The sequence below is a fragment of the Prevotella sp. C0209C1 genome (assembly GCF_056583855.1).
Genome location: NZ_JBWPJP010000035.1, coordinates 1 through 21,468, shown reverse-complemented (window position 1 = coordinate 21,468; position 21,468 = coordinate 1). Strand labels below are relative to the sequence as shown.

The window sequence follows — 21,468 nt, the reverse complement described above, 5'->3', positions numbered from 1 at the left end:
TCCTTTCTTCCTTTACAGGCTTATGAAATTATGTGCCTGAGAGGAGAAGGCTTGCAACTGGGTTTTACGACTGACCCAAATGAAGTAAAATCGAAGTTGGTGTAAACTGACTGATAATAAGCAGGAAACGGAACAATTTGCATAAAACTGCCTCTTTCAAAAAGGGCAGCAATATGCAGATTTAGGCAGAAGTTCAGTTACCAGAACGTTACCCGATTCTAGCATAGGTAACGATGGAGTAATATTCGGTAACTGAATTATTTTCGCTCGTGTGGCTGTTGCTTCGGTCGGCAGTTTTCTGCGTAAGTGAGGAACGCTTTAATTCGGGTAACTTTGCCCACAGAAATTAAAGCGTATGAAACAAGGAAAAATGAAGGTGTTGCTCTACCTCAAAAAGAGCGGTCTTGACAAGTCGGGCAAAGCCCCGATTATGGGGCGGATAACCATCGACCGTTCCATTGCCCAGTTCAGTTGCAAACTCTCCTGCAATCCCGATTTGTGGAATCCCCGTGAGAGCCGAATGGACGGAAAGAGCCGTGAGGCGGTGGAAGTGAACAGCAGGTTGGAAAACCTGTTGCTGTCCGTTCAGTCTGCTTATCAGTCCCTGCTCTCCAAAGGATGCCCGTTTGACGCAACCGATGTGAAGGAGCAGTTTCAGGGCAGCGTGCAGACACGGTGCATGCTCATCGAAAGGCTGGACATACTCATCAAGGAAAAAGAAAACCATGTAGGTATAGACATCAAGGAAGGAGCCATACACGGCTACCACTCCACCCGGATACATTTACAGAAGTTTATTCAACGGAAGTACAAGGTTTCGGACTTGGCATTCTCGCAACTTACAGAGGATTTTATCCATGAGTTCCAGCAGTATTTCTTAGGTGAGTGTGGTTTTCAGGAAAGCACGTTCTATAATGTAGCCACGCATTTGAAGACGGTATGCAGATTGGCATACCGTGAGGGATTGGCAGACACGCTCCTTTTTGACAAGGTTAAGATATCAAAGGGCAACAAGAAACTCCCCAAGGCACTCGACAAGGAAGCGTTGGAAAAGCTGAAGGCTCTCTGCTTTGAGGATTTGGAGGAAGAAATGGAAACGGCAAGGGACATATTCCTCTTTGCCTGCTATGTTGGTGCAGCCTATTGCGACCTGATGGAACTGAGCAAGTCCCACCTTGTCCGTGATGATGAAGGCAAAATGTGGCTGAAATTCAACCGCCACAAGACAGGCGTACCCTGCCGTATCAAGTTATTGCCCGAAGCCATTAGGCTGATAGAGAGGTTTCACTGCGATGAAAGGGAAACACTGCTTCCCTATATCAAGTACAAGAGCTATCAGACCTGTCTGAAAGCCCTGCGGCTTCGTGCAGGCATATCGTTTCCATTTACCACTCATACCGCAAGGCACACCTTTGCAACACTCATCACGCTTGAACAGGGTGTGCCTATTGAAACGGTAAGCAAGATGCTGGGACATTCCAACATAAGCATGACGGAACGCTATGCCAAAGTAACTCCACTGAAACTTTTTGAGGAGTTCGACCTTTTCCTCTCTTTTACAGGTGATATGCAGCTGACTATCTAACGATAAAGTCTCATCATCTTATTTTTTTTCATCCAATCAATCAAAACATTAAAGCATCAAGACAATGAGAAGTACATTCAAGATAATGTTCTATATCAACAGACAGAAAATTAAGGCAGATGGCAATACCGCCATTCTATGCCGTATCACCATAGACGGAAAAAGCACAACCATTACCACGGGCGAAGAATGCAATCCCTCCGAGTGGAACACCAAGCAGGGCTTGACGACAGACAGGAAAACCAATCAAAGACTCCATGAGTTCAGGGAAATTGTGGAAAAGACCTATCAGGATATACTGACAAGGGACGGAGTGGTAAGTGCTGAACTTATCAAGAACCACCTGCAAGGCATAACAGAGAATCCGTCAACCCTCCTTGCCATGAGCAGGGCGGAGCTGCAAGCACTCAAGGAAAGCGTTGGAAAGTCAAGGGCGGAGGGAACTTATCTGAATCTGTCCCATTCTGACAAGAACCTCCGTGAGTTTGTGGAAGATAAAGGATTGCAGGACATATCCATTTCCACCATTACGGAGGACTTGTTTGAGGAATATCGCTTCTTTCTCAAAAAGCGCGGATTAAAGGGAACGACCATCAACAACTATCTCTGCTGGCTGAGCAGGCTGATGTTCCGTGCGGTCAGCAAGAGGATTATTCGCTGCAATCCTTTTGAGCATGCCAAGTATGAGAAAGAAGAAAAGAAGATACGCTTCCTGCAAAAGAGTGAAGTTGCTAAACTTGCGACAATGAAAATGAATGACAGCGAGGCGGAATTGGCAAGGCTGATGTTCGTCTTTTCCTGTCTTACGGGACTGGCAATCGCTGATATGGAAACTCTGCAATATGGGCATATCCAAACGGCAGCGGGCGGGAGGAAGTATATCCGAAAGGAACGTCAAAAGACAAAGGTGGAGTTCGTTGTGCCGCTGCATCCAATAGCGGAGGCCATTATCCGCCATTGTTGGGAAGAACAGGAGGGAAACGAAGAACTGCAGACGGTGAAAGAAAAAGGCGACAGCCTTGTCTTCCCCCGTAGTTGCAGCCGTAGCGTAATGGGCAAGAACCTGTGCATTGTGGGCAAGGCTTGCGGTATCAGAGAACGGTTGTCCTATCATATGGCAAGGCACACTTTCGGTACAATGAGTTTAAGTGCAGGAATACCCATTGAGAGCATTGCCAAGATGATGGGGCACGCCTCCATATCAAGCACGCAGATTTACGCGCAGGTGACGGACAGGAAGATTTCGGAGGATATGGACAGGCTCATTGCCAAGCAATCTGCAAAAGAGAAAGAAATTGCGGAGAGAGAGGCTTGTGAACCTTCGGATTTTGCAACCTGTAAAATGGAGGAAACGGCATGAAAGCAAGCAATAATTCAAAGAGCAAAAATAGCACGTACAATCATCGCAGTTACTTTGATTGGGGGAGTAATATGCAGGTTGTCCACAAGGGTAAAGGCGAGATTGCCATGACGGAGGGAGAACTTGCGAGGTTCTTCGGTGTGACGTGGAGAAAACTCAATCATAGGCTTCAAGCGATAATAAAATCTTCCAACTTGCATCCCGATGAAAGGGGTGCAGGCCAAGAAGAAGTTATCAATGGTAGAGAGTGTGTTGGTTATGCATCACTTTATCCGCTCTCAACAATCATTGCCCTGTCCTTTCTATTGGACAGCATGGAAGCGCATTTATTCAGAAAGTACATCAGTAGAAGATTGCAGACAGAGTCTGCCATTGTAACGCCAATCTTCCTGTTAGGCAATACCAAGAACTAATGAATATATTTCCTTTTTCTTTCACCGATTATATCTTACTACATTACTACAATAAGAGTTAAAGCGGTGAAAGAGAAAGGATTAACGTGTAGTTGGCTGCTCAAAATAATTGTACTACGCAGTAACTACATTTGCCTTTCTTCTTTCACTGCTTCATTACGGTTAAAAAGGGAATTATATGCTATTTGTTATTTGCTTGACTATCCTCTGGAGCACGCTTTCATTGCTTATAAGTATAGATGCCGTGCCCACCATTCCGCTGATAATTTTATACCTGCAATCCGTTATCCTTACCTGTGCCGTGAATACGCTGCCTTCTGCCGTTTGTCGGGGTGTATGCGATGTGGCTGTTATTACACCATTTGCAACTCCGTATGTTTCTGCATCGTAACCCTCAACTTCGATGTTCGCTGTCATTCCTCTTGCTATCGTATTCACGTATTTATAGGGAACGGTTATTGTGCCTTGATGGGCATTTGTCATCTGCACCTTTGCACTGATGGTTTCGGGATAAGGTATAAAATATGCGCCCACCAATAGTCCCAATATCACAATGGTGATTATCGTGATACCATAACGGACAATCCTTGACGGTATCTCGCCAATGATATGCCTTACTTTCTCGCTGCGGAGTTCTATCTCGTTGTCTGCCATAATATTCCTTTCTGCTGTTAGTTGCCTAATTCTAACTGATTTTTTACGAGGTTATAGTATGCACCCCGCTTTGCTGTGAGTGCTTCGTGGTTGCCAATTTCTACCACCTTGCCTTTATCCAATACCACTATCTGATCAGCATTCTTCACCGTACTTAGGCGGTGTGCCACGATAACCACCGTCTTGCCTTTGTAGAACTCATCAAGATGTTCTACTATCATACGCTCATTGTTGGCATCGAGCGAGTTGGTGGCTTCGTCAAGAAAGATATAGTCGGGATTCTTATACACTGCCCTTGCTATCAGGATACGCTGTTTCTGTCCTTGACTCAAACCAACGCCATCGCGACCGATCTTAGTGTTGTATTTTAAGGGCAGTCCCATTGCATAGTCATGAATACAAGCTATTTCAGCAGCTTTCTGCAATCGCTCCTTGTCAATCTCGCCGTCATCTACGGCAATGTTCCTTGCTATACTCTCGGAGAATATCACACCGTCTTGCATCACCACGCCACATTGCCTGCGCCACCATTTCTTATTAAGTGCGTTTACATCTGTTCCGCCAATAGTTATTTGACCTCCCAATACGGGGTAATAGCCTAACATGAGTTTGATGAGCGTTGTTTTACCGCTGCCCGATGCGCCCACAATGGCTGTTACCTTACCTTTGGGGATAGTGAGACTAACATCATCTATAATAGTTTTCAGTGCGTGAGGGTCGTATTTGAAGTTTACGTTTTCAAGGTCTATGCCTTCGTTTTCTTCTTTCACTGCTGTTTCCAATCCTTGCTTTCCGTTCTCATCATCCATACGGTGGATTTCATTGATACGTTCAAGGCTTATCTTTACATCCTGCACCGAATAGAAGAAACTCATCAACTGCTCGACAGGTGAGTTGAGTTGCCCAATGATATACTGCACGGCAAGCATCATACCCAGCGTGAGTTGTCCATGAATGACGGCTGTTGCTGCGACCACCGTGATGACGATGTTTTTCAGTTCATTGATGAAGATGCTGCCTGCCTCTTGTGTCTGTTGGAGTTTCAACGATTTCATCTGCACTCCAAAGAGGTCTGCCTGCACGTCCTCCCATTCCCAGCGTCTGCGCTGCTCGCAGTCTTGGAGCTTTATCTCCTGCATGGAGGTGATAAACTCGTAGGTCTTGTTGTTGTTGATGGCTTGCTGCTCAAAGAGTTCGTAGTCAAGTACCTTTCTGCGCCTGAGGAAGAGTGCAAGCCAACCGCCATAAAGCAGACTGCCGAGCATGAAGATGGCAAAGACGAGCCAATTATAGGATAGCAGTACGATGCTGAACACCACAAAGGTGAAGAGTGAGAACACGATACTGAGCGTCTGTTGCGTCAGAAACGTGTTCACCCTACTGTGGTCGCCCATACGCTGCATGAGGTCGCCCATCAGTTTGGTATCGAAGAATGACATCGGCAGCTTTAAGAGCTTGATGAAGAAGTCGCTTACCAATGAGATGTTGATGCGCAGCGAGATGTGCAGCAACAGCCAACGGCGAATAAAGTCGATGGCAGTACGGCTCACGGTAAGCATCAGTTGTCCTAAGAGTATCAGCCATATAAAACCGATATTCTGGTTTTTGATGCCCACATCCACGATAGACTGGGTGAGGAAAGGCAGAATAAGCTGTAACAAACTGCCCACGAGCAAACCTAAGACAATCTGCCCGAAGTACTTGCGATATTGCTTGATGTAGCCAAAGAGGAATCTGAACGAGCGTTCCTCTGTTGGCTGTTCCTCCATCTGCTTTTCATAAAATGCTGGTGTGGGTTCCAAGAACATGACTATTCCTTTCTCCTCACCGTCCGATTGAGTGCTGACCCAATGCTTCTTAAATACTTCGAGGTCGTATTTTACATGCCCTTTTGCAGGGTCTGCAATGTAGAATCCGTTCTTTTTAACTTTGTATAGTACAACAAAATGATTTTGGTTCCAATGGAGTAAGCAAGGATAATTTATGTCTTTTATTTGATACAAGCTTGCTTTTCCACATAGCACATCAAAACCTAAGGCTTCTGCCAATTGTTTTAAAGCCTGCATTGAAACACCCTCATTGGTTATAGTACAGGTATTTGATAGAGTTTCAAATGAACACTTTCTACCATAATACTTACAGACCATAGCCATGCAGGCAATCCCACACTGCATGGCGTCATGTTGCCTATAAAAATAAAAGGACATTTATTTTGCTGTGTTGTATTTGGTAAGACCGGAGTCGTTGTCTCTATTATTAATGTTTTTACCCAGATGCCTTCGTGAATTGCCTTTTGACAAAGAATAGACGAAAGTCAGTGCCACAAGATTTTTGAAATTACCCCATCGGGTCTTTTCTACGAAATGGAATGAAGGAGTGTCCGCATAAATCCTGGAAGGATCGGGATTGTAAATGAACATGGCACCCACGGTGATTGCACCTAATTTATAGGTAAGGGATGCGTTCGCATTATACCCAATCTTCTCAAAGACATCACCTTCAACAGTGGTCATCGGTAGATTGTGGTTGGTAATGAACTGCCACTTGCCTGCCACCACCTGACAAGAGATTCCGACATTGTTCAGATTGTGGTTGACACGCTGATTAGGCGTATTGTATTTGGAAGACAGATAGTTATAGTAAGGCTGTAAAGTTAGCCAGGAGAAAGGTCTGCAACTCAGAACAAGCGATGCGCCATACTCGTTGACATGGCGGATGCCCACAATCTGGTTCACGAAGTCCGAACCGTCAGCGGAAACAACTGTCATATTCTTGCTGGGATAGTAGGCATGGCTGACGGAAGGTTTGACAAACCAGATATTATTGGCCGACGCATACTGGAAGCTAAGTTCGGTGCGGTAGAAATGGTAGGGCTTCAGACTGCTGTTGCCTTGTAGATAGAATCGTTCATCCACGACGGTACGACTATCTGTGAGCTGACCGACGTTAGGAACCGCAGATGCTATGGACGACGTCAGGCGTAGCGAACTGTGTTTGTGCAGCTGGTAATTAAGAGAAACAGAAGGCCGCATAAGGATGTAGTTGGCTATTGCCTTCGTCGCAGTTCTATATCGGTTGTTCTCCACACCGATTCCCAGGTTGTAGGACAATGCCCCCCATTGATTGGTGTAGTCGGCGTATAGGTATTCCTTTTGCGTATTCACTGTCGACAAATTGGATGCCCCGTCTGTCTGACGCAGGTTTTTGTATTGATAGTAGGCTCCTATCTGTATATTTCCCTGCCACAGTTTGTCAGTATAAAGTGCTTCTGCTATTAGCGAGTAAGACTTGTTGTCGACGACGTTGGTAAACGTTCCCGTTCCCGAGGTGTTTGTTAGATTATTGTTCGAATTGGATTTGAAATAAGTGTTCACCACATTGACCGACAGACTGTTGCCTTTACGGAAGGTGTGTCCGAAGTAGATGTTGGCCGATATGGATGAAAAGTCACTTTGAAGCCTTCTGTGGTTGGCATCTTCCAATGTACCCGTCCGCAAGAGCTGTTGACTGTATTGCTGGGTAGCCGGAAACTTACGATATTCTAAAGTGATATTGAAAAGGTTGCTGTTTTGGAAACGCTGATAGAATAATTGTCCTATGTGGTAGGTACCAGTGTATTTACCCGACAGACCCTTGTAATCGTTCGTCACATCCGGATAGACATAACGGTTTTCCATGGTGTTCCGGTCAAGATGTCTGTAGTCCAGAAAATATGCCGCAGACACCTTGTTGAGCGAATCGCTATAACTGGTGGAAATCAAGTTGGTACCATATCCTGTGGTGATACTGTTTTTGGTGTCGAGATATAGTGAATAGTGCCTTTTGTTGGTGCGCTTAGTCGCTACATCTAATACAGCACCTATCTTCTCATGCGCAAACCTTGCAGGCGGATTGGAATAGTAGTGCAGGGTCTTTATTTCGTCGGCTTTGAGCAGCATCAGTTCACGTACCGACCTCCTGATTCCATCAATCAGCACCAAGACAATTTTACCATCTGCCGTCAGCAGTTCACCGCTGTTTGTTGAAAGTCTGAATTGCGGCAGGCTACTGATGGCCTCCAAAGCGTTGTTTCCCATCTGTCTGGCACGCCTGTCTAACAGGATGATGTCTGCGTTGCCGAAGCTTCTTAGCCCTTGAGCCGACACAGTGACCTCTGAAAGGTTCTGTATGCTTTCTGTCAGCTTGACCACTCCGACATCGCCACGCTTGCACGTTAGCTGTTGTGGCCGATACCCTAAACAAGAGAATTTCAACAGGAACTGTCCGTCTTCGTCTACATTCAAACTGAAGGTTCCTTTTGAATCCGTCAACGTGTGAGCAATGGCTGCCGTGTCAGATAAGCTGGCCAATACGCAGTCAACGCCGGCTAATGGACAGCCAGACGGATCGGTCACCGTACCGTATATCCTGTTCTGTGCGTTGCTGCTTATCAACGAGACTACAAAGGCAAACCATAACGTTGTGAAAATTCTTGCCACCATAATATAAATTATTTACACATTGAATCAATGTAATTTACCATCGAATCTTCCAAATTGATATCCATTCCATCGAATTTACACGCATTTACATATTCATTATCCCTTGGACACACCCCCATACAAATTGGAAGTTGTTTGCATTGTAAGCACCGTTTATTCTCAAAGGATTTCACCTCATATTTTCTGATAAAATCCATGTTCCAAGAAATAGAACCATCGTTTTGAATAATGCCATGAGTTTTGTTCTCATACAAATCATTGCATGCCGTACATTTTATAACATCACCATTAAAATTAATGGCATTATAATACTTACGACTAGCGTAACATGGAACGAAGTTTGTGATAACGTCCAGACGTATTGTGTTATAACCAGATTGTTCAAATAAATTAAGAAGTTCTCCGATGTCTTTATATCTATCTTTCCTTACCTTTTCTTGCCATACTTTTTTGGGGGTAATCGTTATTCTTCCCCGATTAGCCATTGTAATGTGATGGTTGATTTGATCTACTATTTCATAATTTAGATTCTCGTCAGTATAGTTAATTCTCAATAGAATATTAACAGCCTTTGTATTGCTGAGCAATTGGTTGATGTTGTTTAGAACATGATCGAATGCAGAATCACAACCTTTCTGATATTTTACTTTATCATGGTTCTGTTTGGGTCCATCTAATGTAATATGAAACCGCGTCATGCCAAGTTTTTGAATTAATGGAATGTTTTTGGGGAAAATGAAGTAACCATTTGATGTAGCTGTTGTTGAATATTTTACACCTTTTTTCTCACATTCTTTTTGTGCGAATTCACATATTGGCTTTATAATTTGTTTTAAGTACATTAACGGTTCACCACCAAACCATTCGATTTGAAGTGATTCTATATTCTGTACATCAATCATATATTTGATGTGTGTCATCACATTCTCCATTGTACTCTTCGACATTCTTGAAGGTATATGATTTTGTATGCAATACCAACATTTAAAGTTGCAATCCAAGGTTGGTAGAATGATTAACAGATAGTTCTTCTTGTTTACTGAATCACAATATCTTTTCCTAATTATTGAAAGCTCATCAGTATTATCCGGCACAATGAAACCACTTGCTGATAGCTTGTCTTTTAGAACTTTAGGGATGAACTCAATTCTTTCTTTGTCTGTGAGTAGCCTCTCTATTTTTAACCCTAAATCCTTGGGAAGCTTAAAATAAGTGTGTTCAAGCCCATTGTACCAATAAGATTGGTTATTTTGGTATATTATATAGTTATAATTACTTGCTTTCATATATTACAATACTTAGTAGAGTTGAAAAAATAGATGGTGATATATATAGAAAAGTATATTGACAGAAATCAATCAGAACTATTTTTCCATATCCAAGCCTATCAGTAGCTTGGGCACTTTTTATATAAGGAGAATAATCACTGGTGGCTTGACTCCGGATACTCTGTGTGTTGTCGTCTGCCTCTTTTAACCCTTTTAAAATATCGAAAATCGTCATTCTATGGAGTTTTTTACGTGTTCACGTTTTTTGACTATATAATGTTACATGAAAGATTATATATTATCATACAAAAGTATGATTTTGCAAGGAAACCTGCAAGAAAACATCGAAATTATTTGAACTCAACTATATATTTTTCTAATTTTGACGACAAAAGAATGCAATGCCTGAAGCAGTAAGAAGGCGATTAAATGTTACATTAAATGAAAAACCAAAAACTTTTTTCAGTTGAGGAATTATCCTTAATGGAGTCGCTTGAAGTCAAGGGTGGAGCTTCTGAAATGGCAGCCTCTCAGACAGGATGTTCTAACAATGTTGCCGGATGCGGATGTGATGTTATTATTGTGACAGATCAATCTCAACCGGGGGTACAACATGCTTAATGAACAGTTCTACATCATTTCAACGTGTACCTGAAGGTATTTCGTGGTAGATGATAATGAAACTTCAACACTTTAAGAGCCATATCGTTCATTACCATACTTGATATGGCTCTTTTATTTTTTTACGGGATGTTAATTAAGTAATGATAAAAAAATAACTTGGTATTTTTTTCTCTCTCTCCATGAAACCATATAGTTCCATTTCTGGAGTTTTTCATCAATTGAATACACTGCTCAAGACCGATGCCTCGGCTCCGAAAATGTACCAAGTTATTTTTTAATCATTACTAAAAACAAGCTGTGGCGCTTATTTTTTTGAGAAATCCTTGCATATCTCGAAGAATTTCCATATATTTGCCACACATTATATATGTGTATTTTGTAAATGAAATATATGAAACAGTCCTGGCTGTGTAAACAGGAGCGGATACCGAAAAGCTTACGAGTAGGTTTCTTTAAAATAATACAATTATGAAAACGAAAAAACTACTAAGCCACACAAATTATGCAGCTAAAGTTGTTGCTTCAGGTTGTTGCTGTAATTGCAATTCATGTTGCTGCTGCTGGTCACTTTTCTCCTCCAGTGCATCCATGGAACAGGCTGCTGTAGCCTAATAGTAGCCAAATGAGTGTAGCTCGTTTTGAGTCAGCTATTCTCTAAATCATTAAAAACGAGGTTGTTGTGAAATCACACACATATACTACGATTATTAGTTTATGGTACGATTATTCACATTTATCTGTTACGCAGAATGAGATTTTAGCAGTTATTCAAACAACTATCAAAAATCAACAAGTCTGTTTTTGAAGCCAGACTATCTTTCGATTCATCACGAAAGGAAGAAGCGGAAGATAGCTGGTTTCGATTTTACCCATTAAATTAAAAAACAATGAAACAATTTGATATATTCTTCGATAATGACAATAAACTGTATCAAGTAAGAACCAAAACAGATACAACAACCATAGAATTTACAGATTCCGAAAAAGAACTGATTTTTAAAGACTTGATCAGATTGTACGATACACGGGATAAAATATCTTTTTCAACAATCCAAAAACTATTAAATAAGGCTGACTATAACAAACTTTTGGATGTAGTAAAAGAGTTACAAGAATGTGGAATTCTAGATGAACTGAATTTCGAAGCAGAAGGTGCCACTGTTATTTCTGATATATATATAATGAAGTCAATCACAAACCGGTTTCAGAAATGAAGATTGCTTATATTGGCAATACAGATTTTGGCAACCAAGTGAAAGAGAAATCATCCGAATATAACATAGAACATTTTGTTATCTACTCAATAGATGAATTGTCGGATGAAACAATTGAGTCAATCCTCTGTAACAGCGATTTTATCATTGTTGATTCTTTGACTTGGAATCCGTACAAAATGCACATTATCAACGAGAAGGCATTGAAACACAGCAAACCATGGTTATTGATTGAAGGACTGACTTTCTCTGGAAAATTCAGTATTGGGCCGATTTTCCACGGCAAATACACAGGATGTTATGATTGTTACAAAAATAGAATAAGGAGCAATGACGAATTCATCAACTTCAATGACTCTTACGTTAAATACCTTGAAACAGAGAAAGCATCAGCAAAACCAGACTTGAATATCCAACCGGTAGTAAAGGATATGGCTTCCGCTATTGTAATTGCAGATATGCTGAAGTTTCTTTATGCCTGGTATCCCCCGGAAACTTGGAAGTGTTGTATATTGATAAATCCGTCCAATTATGAAGTAGAAAAGCATACTTTTATAAAAGCTCCGATTTGTCATGTATGTAAACCAGCATTGGATTATAATCCGGCTCCGTGGCTCGAATCAGTAACTCTTTAACATAAAAAAACAATGGATGCAGTCAACAACTCTCTGATTAAAGGTACAATGCTGATTTCCAATCAGTTTGGAATCGTAAATCATGTATCCAAATTACCCAGGCTCAATTACGATCCTAAACTTGTAAGCTTTGGTATTTGGCCCAGCAACACTCTGGCTTTCGGAGCAGAAAAGTATGAAGGAAGAAGTAGCGGATGTAACTTTGATCTGCAAAAGTCATTTATGGGAACTTTAGGTGAAACGGTAGAAAGGTATTGCCCCGTATTCTACAATAAAGAGAATATGATCCTAAGTTCTTATAAAAATCTAAAAGTACACGCTATACCGCCCTCGGAATATGCCTTGTTCCATGAGAAGCAATATGCCCAGGAAAATTATCCTCTCCATCGGTTCGACGAGAATATCGAATTACATTGGGATAAATGCATGGATATTACTAATGGGAAAGAAACCTGGGTTCCCGGAGCATGCATCTATCTTCCCTGGTCATGTGAAAAGCAATGGATAAATGTAAGTACATCAACAGGCTTGGCAGCACATACGAATTGGGACAAGGCTTTGCTGGTTGCATTACATGAAGTCATTGAAAGAGATTCGTTTTCTCTCACTTGGTGGCAGAAAATAAGCGCTCCAAAAATTATTATAGACGAGGATATCAGCCATTTTATCCATGAGCGTTTTCCAGCAAGCTACGAGTGGCATTTTATGGATATAACTTACGATTTAGGTATTCCGACAGTTTATGGTATCTGTTTCGGTGAAGCCGAATATGGTAAATTTGTAGCCGTAGGCACTGCGACAAGAGACACCTATGGCGAAGCATTGAAGAAAGTTATTCTCGAAATGGGGCAAAGCGTCAGCTATTTCAGATATTTGTTAGGAGAGAAAAAGAATTGGCAGCCTTCTGAAAACTTTCATACATTACTGGATTTCGAAGACCATTCTATACTATATATAAAAAAACCAGAACTGTGCGAGGTCTTCAAAATCTGGACGGAAACAAAGCCGACCAGAAAGATTGATTTTCTTGAAGAGTCTGTACGCTCAACCAAAGAGAACATCCGGCACATTACCAGCGTACTGAAGTCCAAAGGTTACAATGTATTAGTAAAAGACATCACGACTCCTGATGTAAATCAGGCAGGCTTCTATTGTCTGAGGGTTATCGTTCCTCAATTAATACAAATGGGTGGTGCGTATTCCTTTTATTTCCTGGGCGGAAAAAGACTATATACGATACCGCAGGAACTAGGCTACAAATGCTATCCTTTTGAAGAATTAAATGTATATCCACATCCATTCCCTTAATAATATGAAAACAATAAAATCAAAAGCATTAATAGCAAGCTTAGATTCAGGACTATATGGAGCTAAAAATTTTGGTGAATCGTTGGCTTTGATTTTTAACGAGAATGTGAAATTTGATAAGTTTCTGATTCGCAAACAAGTTGAAAGTATCCAAAGTTTCTCCAATAAATACGTCCACCAACGCTCGTGCCAACCGTATAAAGTGTTTCCCACCAGCAAAGAGTATGATTTGAAACCTTATCTCAAAGAGATGCCTGGTAGTGAAAAAACCAATCTATTCAATATCCTTGCTAAGCGCCGTTCCGGAAGAGCCTATTCTCCTTACTCCATTTCGCTCAACGAGCTGGCGCTACTCTGCCATTATAGCTATGGAATTAGCGGAGAAGACTTTAATAAAGAATCAGAAGCTACGTTACGATTCAGAACGGTTCCATCTGCAGGTGCCTTATATCCACTTGAATTATACGTATATTTGAATACAAGTGTATTGCCTAAAGGAATTTACCATTATAGCCCCAATAAGTCAGTTCTCGAATTCATCAAAGAAGAAGATTATATGGAATATTTAAGAGAAAATCTCGTAGCAGAACCTTTCGTGGATTTGCAACATTGTAGTTGCGTGTTCTTCATCACGTCCTTCTTTGAGAGAGTACTTATCAAATATGGCGACAGAGGCTACCGATTTATACTTCAGGAAGTTGGATTTTTAACTCAGAACATCTCGTTACTCGCCGAATTTCTCGAACTTGGCTCTTGCGTTCTGGGAAGCTACGTTGATGACAACATCAACCAGATCCTCTCTGCTGACGGAACCTTTGAAACTGTGCAAAATGTGATTGTAATTGGAAAAAACAAGGAGGTTCAAGATGACAATGTTACAAGCAAATAATATTTCTTTTTCGATTCAGGGTACTTCCATCCTGCGCAATGTATCGCTGGAAGTTAATCCTGGAGAAATTGTAGCTCTATTAGGACAGAACGGTTCCGGAAAGACAACATTCATTGAGTTGTTGTGTAATATGATGAAATGTTCATCCGGCAATTTCGCATTTTTCGGAAAAGGCAACTTCGACCAGAACAAACAGAATATTGGTGTGCTTTGGGATAATCCGGTTATTTTCCCCATGTTAAAAGTCAAAGAAATAATCGGATTCACTCGAAGAATCTATAACATATCGGAATTGCCACGAGACATCTACGATTTCCTTGAATTAGATAAGATAAAGAATAGGTTCTTTTATCAACTTTCAAAAGGGGAAAGAAAAAGGGTTGCCATTTTTTTGTCCGTATTACATAACCCGTCATTGTTGATTCTGGATGAACCGACCGCCGATCTCGATCCGATGATAAGGGAGGTTATCTGGAGGAATATTTTCAAAAGCAAAAACCGGGGTGTCCTGTTCACGACACATCTTTGGGAAGAAGCCGGAAAATATGCAACCAAAATCTATTTTATCTACGAAGGGAAAATTATCTCGAAAGCATTGAGCCCGCAGGAATTGATAAATGAGTCGGCATATCAGCAAAAGATTGTCATCTCTAAAGAACTGTCCGGCACTGATCCTTTTGAAAATGATGAAAATGTATTGGTCATCCCAGATGATAAATTCCTCAAAATATACTTGAAGAGAGAAGATACCAAAACATTACAAAAGGTTCAGACCCGAACCTACAATTTTTCACTTATGCCTGTTGAGTTAGAGGATATATATCAAATTTTAGTAATGATAAAAAAATAACTTGGTATTTTTTTCTCTCTCTCCATGAAACCATATAGTTCCATTTCTGGAGTTTTTCATCAATTGAATACACTGCTCAAGACCGATGCCTCGGCTCCGAAAATGTACCAAGTTATTTTTTAATCATTACTTAACAAAATCAGAAAGATGAAAGTACTCATAGCTTCAATCTATTATCAATTGCTTTCTTCCATGAGAATCAAGCAAGCCGTATTTTTTACGGTGATATTTCCGGCATTTATTTTCCTTATATTTTCCAGTATATGGGGAATCAACAACAAAGAATATTGTGTATTCTTGCTGACGGGAATTTGCGCTATGACCATAGCCAGTGACGGATTATTCGCTATTGGCGGGGTTATCAAACAGTATTACACATCAGGAGTCATGAAGTTCATAAAAGTAATGCCTTACAACATCATTACTCATATTATCAGTTTGGTATTCAGCCGGATGATTTACATCCTGTTTTCTTTTGTAATACTGTTTATATTAGGTAGAGCCATATTTGGCGTGACATTAAACGTGCCGCAATACCTTTCCATACTGTCAGGATCAATATTGGGATTAATAGAGTTTTCTTTCTTGGGCTTACTGCTCTCTTTCACCAACATGAAAGCTGAAAGCGAAAAAGGATTAATCAACATCATCTATTTTGGACTGATATTTTTAAGTGACACATTTTATCCGATGACAGAAATAAATCCCGTATTCGAAGGCATTGTGGAATTCTCCCCGATTACGCCCGTGTTGAAAGTTCTCAGAGGTGATTATACCTATACATTGTATTTGGCTTTGTGGGCCGCGGCTTTCATGATAGCTTTCTATTTTTGTTTCAAAAGATTTCAAGTAAAAAGGAGTAAACAATGATCACATTTATAATTACTTTCATTATCCTGATGATGCTCCACGAACTGGCTCATGTATTGACAGCAAAGGCCGTAAATATGAAAATAGACAAAATAGGGGGCACTTGGAAACCTCTGCCTCATATTTATGTTTCTGTCATCAACGCACAAGTGTCTAATAAAAAGAATTTTTTATTCCTGATAAGCGGCAATGCTATGACATGGTTCTTATTCGTTATGCTAATGATTTACGGAAGTATGTTCAAAGTCCCTTATCCGGTTTATATGGCATTCGCCACTCAACTGATTTTCGAAACGAATCCATTCTTCTCGGATTACACAAAATTATTTTGCTATTACAAATACATGAAATGGTTAAAATTACAACTCAAAGTAGGTAACAAATTAACTTACAAAGAAATAGAGGCTAACCGTTCATTTATTATTCAAAAATATATGTATAGCAATATATGGTATTTGCAGTTCGTAGGCTGGGTATTTGTGGTGATTGCTCTATTATCACCTCACCTTTTACCTTCTATCATCCTGTGAATTGACATATATCTTTAATTTATCAACTCGTTAAAAAGAAAAAATATGAAAAAGTTTATCGTTTTGTTTGTTACTTTCTTTGCCATTGCAACTATCACTACAAGTACGCATGCAACCGGTATGAACCGTAATTCTTCTGTCGGAACTCCAGAGAATATATTAAATGGCATCCAAGACAAAATCGAGACAGCCATGAACAACTGTTTCGCCCGGAATTCCGTTTCTCCTCTTGACAGTATTTCCCAAAAGCTAAATAAACTGAAAAGTCAAAATAACATCGTACTTTATTGGAAATCTTACGTCAATTATTATAAAAGCGTCTTTTATGCAAAGCTGGGAGATAAAGACAAAAGCAAAAAAGCTATCAAAGAGGCATATATAACTCTGGAAAAAATGAATAACAAGAACTCGGAAGATTATGCATTGCTGGCTCTGACCCAAAGTTTTTATATACAATTCACTTCAGGAATGGCCGCCGGAGTCCTTTCATCTAAAATCACAAGAAATGCAGAGAAAGCTTTGAAGCTTGATTCAACGAATCTGAGAGGATGGTACGTTCTGGGCAGCAATGATTTCTATACACCCGCGAGTTTCGGTGGTGGGAAAAAAGTGGAGTATTATTTGAAAAAAGCTATTTCAACAGTGCCTAAAAGCATAAAAAACCCATATCTGCCTACTTGGGGAAGAGAATATGCTTTCGAACTATTAATCCGATATTACATCCAGAACAAAAAAATGAACGAAGCCAGGAAATATGTACAAATGGCGGAAAAAGAATACCCGAACAGTTACTTTATTGGTGAGTACAAAAAAATAATCAATAAATAAACCCTCCACCTACATAGGTAAGATAAAATCAAACGATTTATAAATAGCTAAATATCCGATCGAACATGAGAATAGACTTCCATTTATTCAGTTTGTTTCTCCTGTTTTTAATCAGGTCATCATATATATATGCGCAGGATGCGAATATACAGGGAAAAATAACAGATAAGAAAGGTGAACCTATATTGGCGGCCAATGTCTATCTGAAAAAAGAACCTGATAAGGGAACCATTTCTGATATAAATGGATATTTTATTCTCCGGTGTCAAAGCCATAGTTTCAACAATGATACGTTGATCATCTCTTTTTTAGGTCTGAAAACCAAAATCATTCCAACAGTGCACTTAGATACAAGCAAAGAGATATCAATCGTTATGGAAGAAGATCAACAGATGCTTGTAGAAGTAGTGATTATGGCTAATCCATCTTTATCAAGAGAATTCTCAATAAAAGAAGTTTCTAAATTTGATATTTATAATACCCCTTCTTCTGCCGGTGACGCATTGAAAATGGTCACTGTCCTTCCTGCATCCACCAATGTATCAGAAAGTGCCAATGTCGAATTGAGAGGAAGTGCCGGCGATATGTCAAGAGTGATGTTAAATGAAGTACCGGTATATAAACCCGTACGCAATTCCCAGATAAATGGAATCGGAAATTTCAGTCTGTTCAATACAGAAATGATAGAAGAGCAAAACGTCTATGCCAGTAATCCCCCATTGGTCTACAGCAATGCAACTGCGGGCCTGGTAGAGATAGGCACAATAAAGAAGTTGTCAGCAAGCGAAACGGCTCTCTCTCTATCACTTGCAAATATCGGTTTCCTCCACTCTCAGCCCATTAATAAAAAAAGTTTTCTTCAGATATATGGAAATTATCAATTTTCTAAACCTTATTTATGGGTCAATGCAAATAATAAGGATATTAATAAATTTTCATCAGAAGATACCGGTTTGAATTTTCATACAGAATTAACCAAAAGGTTAAGCATCAATCTTTATTCCTATTTTATTAATGAAAAGTATCTGGCTAATGATTATTCTTATACTTTTTCAGGGACAGTGGATGCAGGTAAAAGACGAAATTTCAATATTCTGAATTTCAAATACAAATTGGGCAAAGGATTTATCTCAATAAACAATGGCACAGACTTTTCAAACGAGGACTTTAAATTTGGCAATATTTTATCCAAGCAAAAGAACTGCTATGTATACAGTAACTTCGATTTCAAATATTATTTCACTCCGTCATGGAATTTACAATCCGGTTTTTCACATGAATATACCAAGCAAAATTACCGGAGCCGGTTTCCAAAGTATTATTTTGCGGTAAAACCTGAAAACCCAAGTTATTATTTTGAAAACAGTATATCAAACAACAACCTCGAATTTTATCTGTATAACAGAGTGCAGATCTTTAACGAATTAACTTTAGGTGTAGGAATCAGAAAAAATATACCTGTCAAGGAACAATCCGGATATTGGTCTTATCAAACGAACATAAAATATTCATTCAATAATTATAATTCTATATTGGCCTCTTTAGGGAAGTATAACGGATATGCAACCCCATATTACAACACACAGGAGTTTTCCTCCATATCAACGAGGCAGTATTCATTGGAGTATTCATTTTCGAGAAATGATTTCAATCTCCGGTTGGTTACATATCATAAGAAAGAAAATCTGAAGGAAAACTTTTCTGAAACAGATACTTCCGAAAGATTATTAAGAAAAATATGGGGAGCGGAAATCAGTATGAGTAAGAAATACGAAAATTTGACAGGTTCACTTGCATACACTTATCTCTATTCCAAATTCAGAAATGGGGGCAAATGGTATAACTCGTACAACCGGATGGACTATTTAATAAAAGCGTTTATTTCTTACTATCATAAGAAAGCAGGCACTGTCTCACTGTCTTGCTTAACCCGGCCCGGGCTTTATTATAGCCCGATAATAAATGCCGAGATAAATGAAACAGGGGCATACAAACCTTTATATGGCGATTATAATGTGAAACAATATTCAGGATATTGCAGCGTTGACTTCTCTTACAACAAAGTGCTGACCTTAAAATCATCCAATTTAATATTCTTTCTGACTGTCAACAACATCTTTGACATCAAGAATGAAAGCGCCATAATGTTCAGCGAAGACTATTCTACGATAACAGGATACAGACACTATAACAGACGTTCCATCTACACGGGAATGCAACTTCGTTTTTAAAACCATTTAGTAATGATAAAAAAATAACTTGGTATTTTTTTCTCTCTCTCCATGAAACCATATAGTTCCATTTCTGGAGTTTTTCATCAATTGAATACACTGCTCAAGACCGATGCCTCGGCTCCGAAAATGTACCAAGTTATTTTTTAATCATTACTTAGTAACGTTTAAAAAATAACTTGGTATTTTTTGTCTCTCCATGAAACCTTGTAGTTCCATTTCGGTAGCTCTTCATCAAAGGTAATATGCCGTTGACAGACATCATCATAATTGCTATCCACACAACGAGAAGTGTCGTACTTCTTTCTGTTGATGTTGGTGAAGACACAAAGGCCGGATTTCGTTCTGGCCTCTGCGGCAAGTTCGCATGCCTGCTCAACGCTCTCGAAGGAAATACCACTCCATACTCTGGTGATTTGAGAGAAAAGCCTGTGTTCAATGGGGTTCCACTTCGACGTGTACGGGGGATAGTGCGCCACTATTATGTCAATATGGAGGTCTTCGGAAAGTTTGATCAGCTCTTGCTTGAAAAGCCTGCTGGAACTGCTGTTGGAACCTCCACCGTCACAGAGCAACATGATGGCAGTTGCATGTGGATAGATGTCTTGGAGCACACGATACCAGTAGTACTTGAAGTTGTCGCAGAAGAACCCGGCTGTGTCATGGCTTATTCCGAAGCTCATGTATCCAGTATTCTTTTGAACATCGTAGATGCCATAGGGAATGATTTTGCCGCTTGCAAAGGAGGGGAAGTCATGGTCCCTGCATCGCGGCGACCTGTCGCAGTATACCTGTCCGCCTCTTCTGAATGGGCCGACCAACTCTTTCTTCTTCGTGTCTATACTGAAGACGGGTATGTGATTTTCTTCACACATGCTTCTCATTGCGGAGATTTTCTCGAACTGTTCGTTTCTTTTATTGCACTCTGCCATCGAGGTACACTTCTTCGGAGTGCGTTTCTTGAATCCCTCTTTGGATATGATTTGTTTGAGGGTGTGATAGCTTATGCTTATTCCGTAATCCACCTCCATCTTGTCTCTTATGATGCCAGGCGAATAGAAAAGCATGCGTACGCTCTCATCTTGCGGCAAGCCGCCTATGGCATCTTCCGTAATCTCCCGGAAGATGTCGATATACTCGGGATGAACACTGAGAATACTCTTTCTGCCTCCACCTTTCTTCCTTATGTGTCCGGCAGCAATTGTGTCCCCGCTCTCAAGCTCGTGAATACCTCTATACACTGTATTTCTGGTGACATGATATGTTTTGCAGACCAGACTCACGCCGTGCGTTCCAAGTTCCATCGCCTTGTGGGCACAGAACAACCTGCGTTGGCGTTCGTCCAGATTGGCGACTTCTGGGAAACTCCCTGATTTGTCGCACTCGCTATGTCTTCTCTTGTATGCTTCCACCTGCGCCCTGCGCAAGGGCAAAGATACAAAAAATAAACGACAACAAAGAATTAAACAACAACGTATATCATTACGTATCAGTTAATTAAACCTTAATTCCGCAACACTATTATAAATTAAACTTTTTAAGTACCTGAGCAACAAAAAGTTGCTCAGGATTTTGCCATGTCAGAATTTTCACTTATCTTAGTGTTGCAAAAAAAAACAAGAGAATCCAACGATAGACATGGCGAAGATACAAATTAAATCTGAGAGACTCACTCCTTTTGGGGGATTATTTTCAATCATGGAGCAATTTGACTCCACATTATCATCT

General features: G+C 40.2%; 18 protein-coding genes. 13 read left to right on the top strand and 5 right to left on the bottom strand.

The features are described from left to right. The first annotated feature begins 355 nt into the window (after positions 1-355). From AC1DCD_RS09005 to AC1DCD_RS08995, 3 genes are all read left to right on the top strand, one after another. Positions 356-1,585 carry a site-specific integrase gene (locus AC1DCD_RS09005; RefSeq protein WP_008449768.1) on the top strand — a complete coding sequence of 410 codons (1,230 nt, stop codon included), beginning with the start codon at positions 356-358 and terminating at the stop codon, positions 1,583-1,585. A gap of 64 nt (positions 1,586-1,649) precedes the next feature. Next, entirely contained in the window at positions 1,650-2,945 is a 1,296-nt protein-coding gene (locus AC1DCD_RS09000) for a site-specific integrase (protein WP_008449741.1), read from the top strand. Next, positions 2,942-3,358: a hypothetical protein gene (locus AC1DCD_RS08995; RefSeq protein WP_009012960.1), complete on the top strand. Its 417-nt coding sequence runs from the start codon at positions 2,942-2,944 to the stop codon at positions 3,356-3,358. The genes AC1DCD_RS09000 and AC1DCD_RS08995 overlap by 4 nt, the downstream gene beginning before the upstream one ends. Before the next feature lie 174 nt (positions 3,359-3,532). Here the strand turns inward: AC1DCD_RS08995 and AC1DCD_RS08990 are convergent, their stop codons facing one another. Genes AC1DCD_RS08990 through AC1DCD_RS08975 form a run of 4 tightly spaced genes read right to left on the bottom strand, consistent with a single transcriptional unit; the run spans position 3,533 to position 9,779 of the window. After that, complete coding sequence (locus tag AC1DCD_RS08990) at positions 3,533-4,012, bottom strand: hypothetical protein (RefSeq protein WP_008449756.1); 480 nt, start codon at positions 4,010-4,012, stop codon at positions 3,533-3,535. A gap of 17 nt (positions 4,013-4,029) precedes the next feature. After that, on the bottom strand, positions 4,030-6,219 hold the full coding sequence (locus AC1DCD_RS08985) for a peptidase domain-containing ABC transporter (protein WP_008449702.1): 2,190 nt from the start codon (positions 6,217-6,219) through the stop codon (positions 4,030-4,032). Next, positions 6,220-8,493 carry a TonB-dependent receptor gene (locus AC1DCD_RS08980; protein ID WP_009012961.1) on the bottom strand — a complete coding sequence of 758 codons (2,274 nt, stop codon included), beginning with the start codon at positions 8,491-8,493 and terminating at the stop codon, positions 6,220-6,222. Between the two features lie 8 nt (positions 8,494-8,501). Further along, complete coding sequence (locus AC1DCD_RS08975; RefSeq protein ID WP_008449654.1) at positions 8,502-9,779, bottom strand: radical SAM/SPASM domain-containing protein; 1,278 nt, start codon at positions 9,777-9,779, stop codon at positions 8,502-8,504. 423 nt (positions 9,780-10,202) lie between these two features. Here AC1DCD_RS08975 and AC1DCD_RS08970 point away from each other — a divergent pair, with 423 nt between their 5' ends. The 10 genes from AC1DCD_RS08970 to AC1DCD_RS08925 all read left to right on the top strand — a co-directional run bounded on the left by AC1DCD_RS08970 (position 10,203) and on the right by AC1DCD_RS08925 (position 19,740). After that, entirely contained in the window at positions 10,203-10,382 is a 180-nt protein-coding gene (locus AC1DCD_RS08970) for a hypothetical protein (protein ID WP_009012962.1), read from the top strand. An 890-nt stretch (positions 10,383-11,272) separates the two neighbouring features. Beyond that, a complete protein-coding gene (locus tag AC1DCD_RS08965) occupies positions 11,273-11,599 on the top strand; it encodes a hypothetical protein (protein ID WP_346748773.1) in 327 nt (108 codons plus the stop codon). Beyond that, on the top strand, positions 11,596-12,234 hold the full coding sequence (locus AC1DCD_RS08960; RefSeq protein WP_346748772.1) for a TOMM precursor leader peptide-binding protein: 639 nt from the start codon (positions 11,596-11,598) through the stop codon (positions 12,232-12,234). Before AC1DCD_RS08965 ends, AC1DCD_RS08960 begins: the two co-directional genes overlap by 4 nt. Before the next feature lie 12 nt (positions 12,235-12,246). Next, the gene (locus tag AC1DCD_RS08955) at positions 12,247-13,542 is read left to right on the top strand and encodes a YcaO-like family protein (protein WP_036868358.1); all 1,296 of its coding nucleotides are present in this window, start codon (positions 12,247-12,249) and stop codon (positions 13,540-13,542) included. Positions 13,543-13,546: 4 nt separating this feature from the next. Beyond that, a complete protein-coding gene (locus tag AC1DCD_RS08950) occupies positions 13,547-14,431 on the top strand; it encodes a SagB/ThcOx family dehydrogenase (RefSeq protein ID WP_009012966.1) in 885 nt (294 codons plus the stop codon). Next, the gene (locus tag AC1DCD_RS08945) at positions 14,415-15,281 is read left to right on the top strand and encodes an ABC transporter ATP-binding protein (protein ID WP_232214123.1); all 867 of its coding nucleotides are present in this window, start codon (positions 14,415-14,417) and stop codon (positions 15,279-15,281) included. The genes AC1DCD_RS08950 and AC1DCD_RS08945 overlap by 17 nt, the downstream gene beginning before the upstream one ends. Positions 15,282-15,428: 147 nt before the next feature. After that, positions 15,429-16,151 carry an ABC transporter permease gene (locus AC1DCD_RS08940; protein WP_008449671.1) on the top strand — a complete coding sequence of 241 codons (723 nt, stop codon included), beginning with the start codon at positions 15,429-15,431 and terminating at the stop codon, positions 16,149-16,151. A 77-nt stretch (positions 16,152-16,228) separates the two neighbouring features. Continuing rightward, the gene (locus AC1DCD_RS08935; RefSeq protein ID WP_230586368.1) at positions 16,229-16,681 is read left to right on the top strand and encodes a hypothetical protein; all 453 of its coding nucleotides are present in this window, start codon (positions 16,229-16,231) and stop codon (positions 16,679-16,681) included. Between the two features lie 45 nt (positions 16,682-16,726). Next, positions 16,727-17,509: a tetratricopeptide repeat protein gene (locus tag AC1DCD_RS08930; RefSeq protein ID WP_008449717.1), complete on the top strand. Its 783-nt coding sequence runs from the start codon at positions 16,727-16,729 to the stop codon at positions 17,507-17,509. Between the two features lie 65 nt (positions 17,510-17,574). After that, entirely contained in the window at positions 17,575-19,740 is a 2,166-nt protein-coding gene (locus AC1DCD_RS08925; RefSeq protein WP_464641322.1) for a TonB-dependent receptor, read from the top strand. Positions 19,741-19,907: 167 nt separating this feature from the next. On the opposite strand, the gene AC1DCD_RS08920 is transcribed toward AC1DCD_RS08925, so the two are convergent. Beyond that, entirely contained in the window at positions 19,908-21,044 is a 1,137-nt protein-coding gene (locus AC1DCD_RS08920) for an ISAzo13 family transposase (protein ID WP_008449745.1), read from the bottom strand. Positions 21,045-21,468 lie beyond the last annotated feature (424 nt).

Bases quoted from the DNA above. Each gene is read 5' to 3' on its own strand.
- AC1DCD_RS08980 (WP_009012961.1), bottom strand. From the start codon at position 8,493: ATGGTGGCAAGAATTTTCACAACGTTATGGTTTGCCTTTGTAGTCTCG.
- AC1DCD_RS08995 (WP_009012960.1), top strand. From the start codon at position 2,942: ATGAAAGCAAGCAATAATTCAAAGAGCAAAAATAGCACGTACAATCAT.
- AC1DCD_RS08990 (WP_008449756.1), bottom strand. From the start codon at position 4,012: ATGGCAGACAACGAGATAGAACTCCGCAGCGAGAAAGTAAGGCATATC.
- AC1DCD_RS08925 (WP_464641322.1), top strand. From the start codon at position 17,575: ATGAGAATAGACTTCCATTTATTCAGTTTGTTTCTCCTGTTTTTAATC.
- AC1DCD_RS08920 (WP_008449745.1), bottom strand. From the start codon at position 21,044: ATGGAACTTGGAACGCACGGCGTGAGTCTGGTCTGCAAAACATATCAT.
- AC1DCD_RS08940 (WP_008449671.1), top strand. From the start codon at position 15,429: ATGAAAGTACTCATAGCTTCAATCTATTATCAATTGCTTTCTTCCATG.
- AC1DCD_RS08955 (WP_036868358.1), top strand. From the start codon at position 12,247: ATGGATGCAGTCAACAACTCTCTGATTAAAGGTACAATGCTGATTTCC.
- AC1DCD_RS08960 (WP_346748772.1), top strand. From the start codon at position 11,596: ATGAAGATTGCTTATATTGGCAATACAGATTTTGGCAACCAAGTGAAA.
- AC1DCD_RS08930 (WP_008449717.1), top strand. From the start codon at position 16,727: ATGAAAAAGTTTATCGTTTTGTTTGTTACTTTCTTTGCCATTGCAACT.
- AC1DCD_RS08965 (WP_346748773.1), top strand. From the start codon at position 11,273: ATGAAACAATTTGATATATTCTTCGATAATGACAATAAACTGTATCAA.
- AC1DCD_RS09000 (WP_008449741.1), top strand. From the start codon at position 1,650: ATGAGAAGTACATTCAAGATAATGTTCTATATCAACAGACAGAAAATT.
- AC1DCD_RS08985 (WP_008449702.1), bottom strand. From the start codon at position 6,219: ATGTCCTTTTATTTTTATAGGCAACATGACGCCATGCAGTGTGGGATT.
- AC1DCD_RS08945 (WP_232214123.1), top strand. From the start codon at position 14,415: ATGTTACAAGCAAATAATATTTCTTTTTCGATTCAGGGTACTTCCATC.
- AC1DCD_RS08975 (WP_008449654.1), bottom strand. From the start codon at position 9,779: ATGAAAGCAAGTAATTATAACTATATAATATACCAAAATAACCAATCT.
- AC1DCD_RS09005 (WP_008449768.1), top strand. From the start codon at position 356: ATGAAACAAGGAAAAATGAAGGTGTTGCTCTACCTCAAAAAGAGCGGT.
- AC1DCD_RS08970 (WP_009012962.1), top strand. From the start codon at position 10,203: ATGAAAAACCAAAAACTTTTTTCAGTTGAGGAATTATCCTTAATGGAG.
- AC1DCD_RS08935 (WP_230586368.1), top strand. From the start codon at position 16,229: ATGAAAATAGACAAAATAGGGGGCACTTGGAAACCTCTGCCTCATATT.
- AC1DCD_RS08950 (WP_009012966.1), top strand. From the start codon at position 13,547: ATGAAAACAATAAAATCAAAAGCATTAATAGCAAGCTTAGATTCAGGA.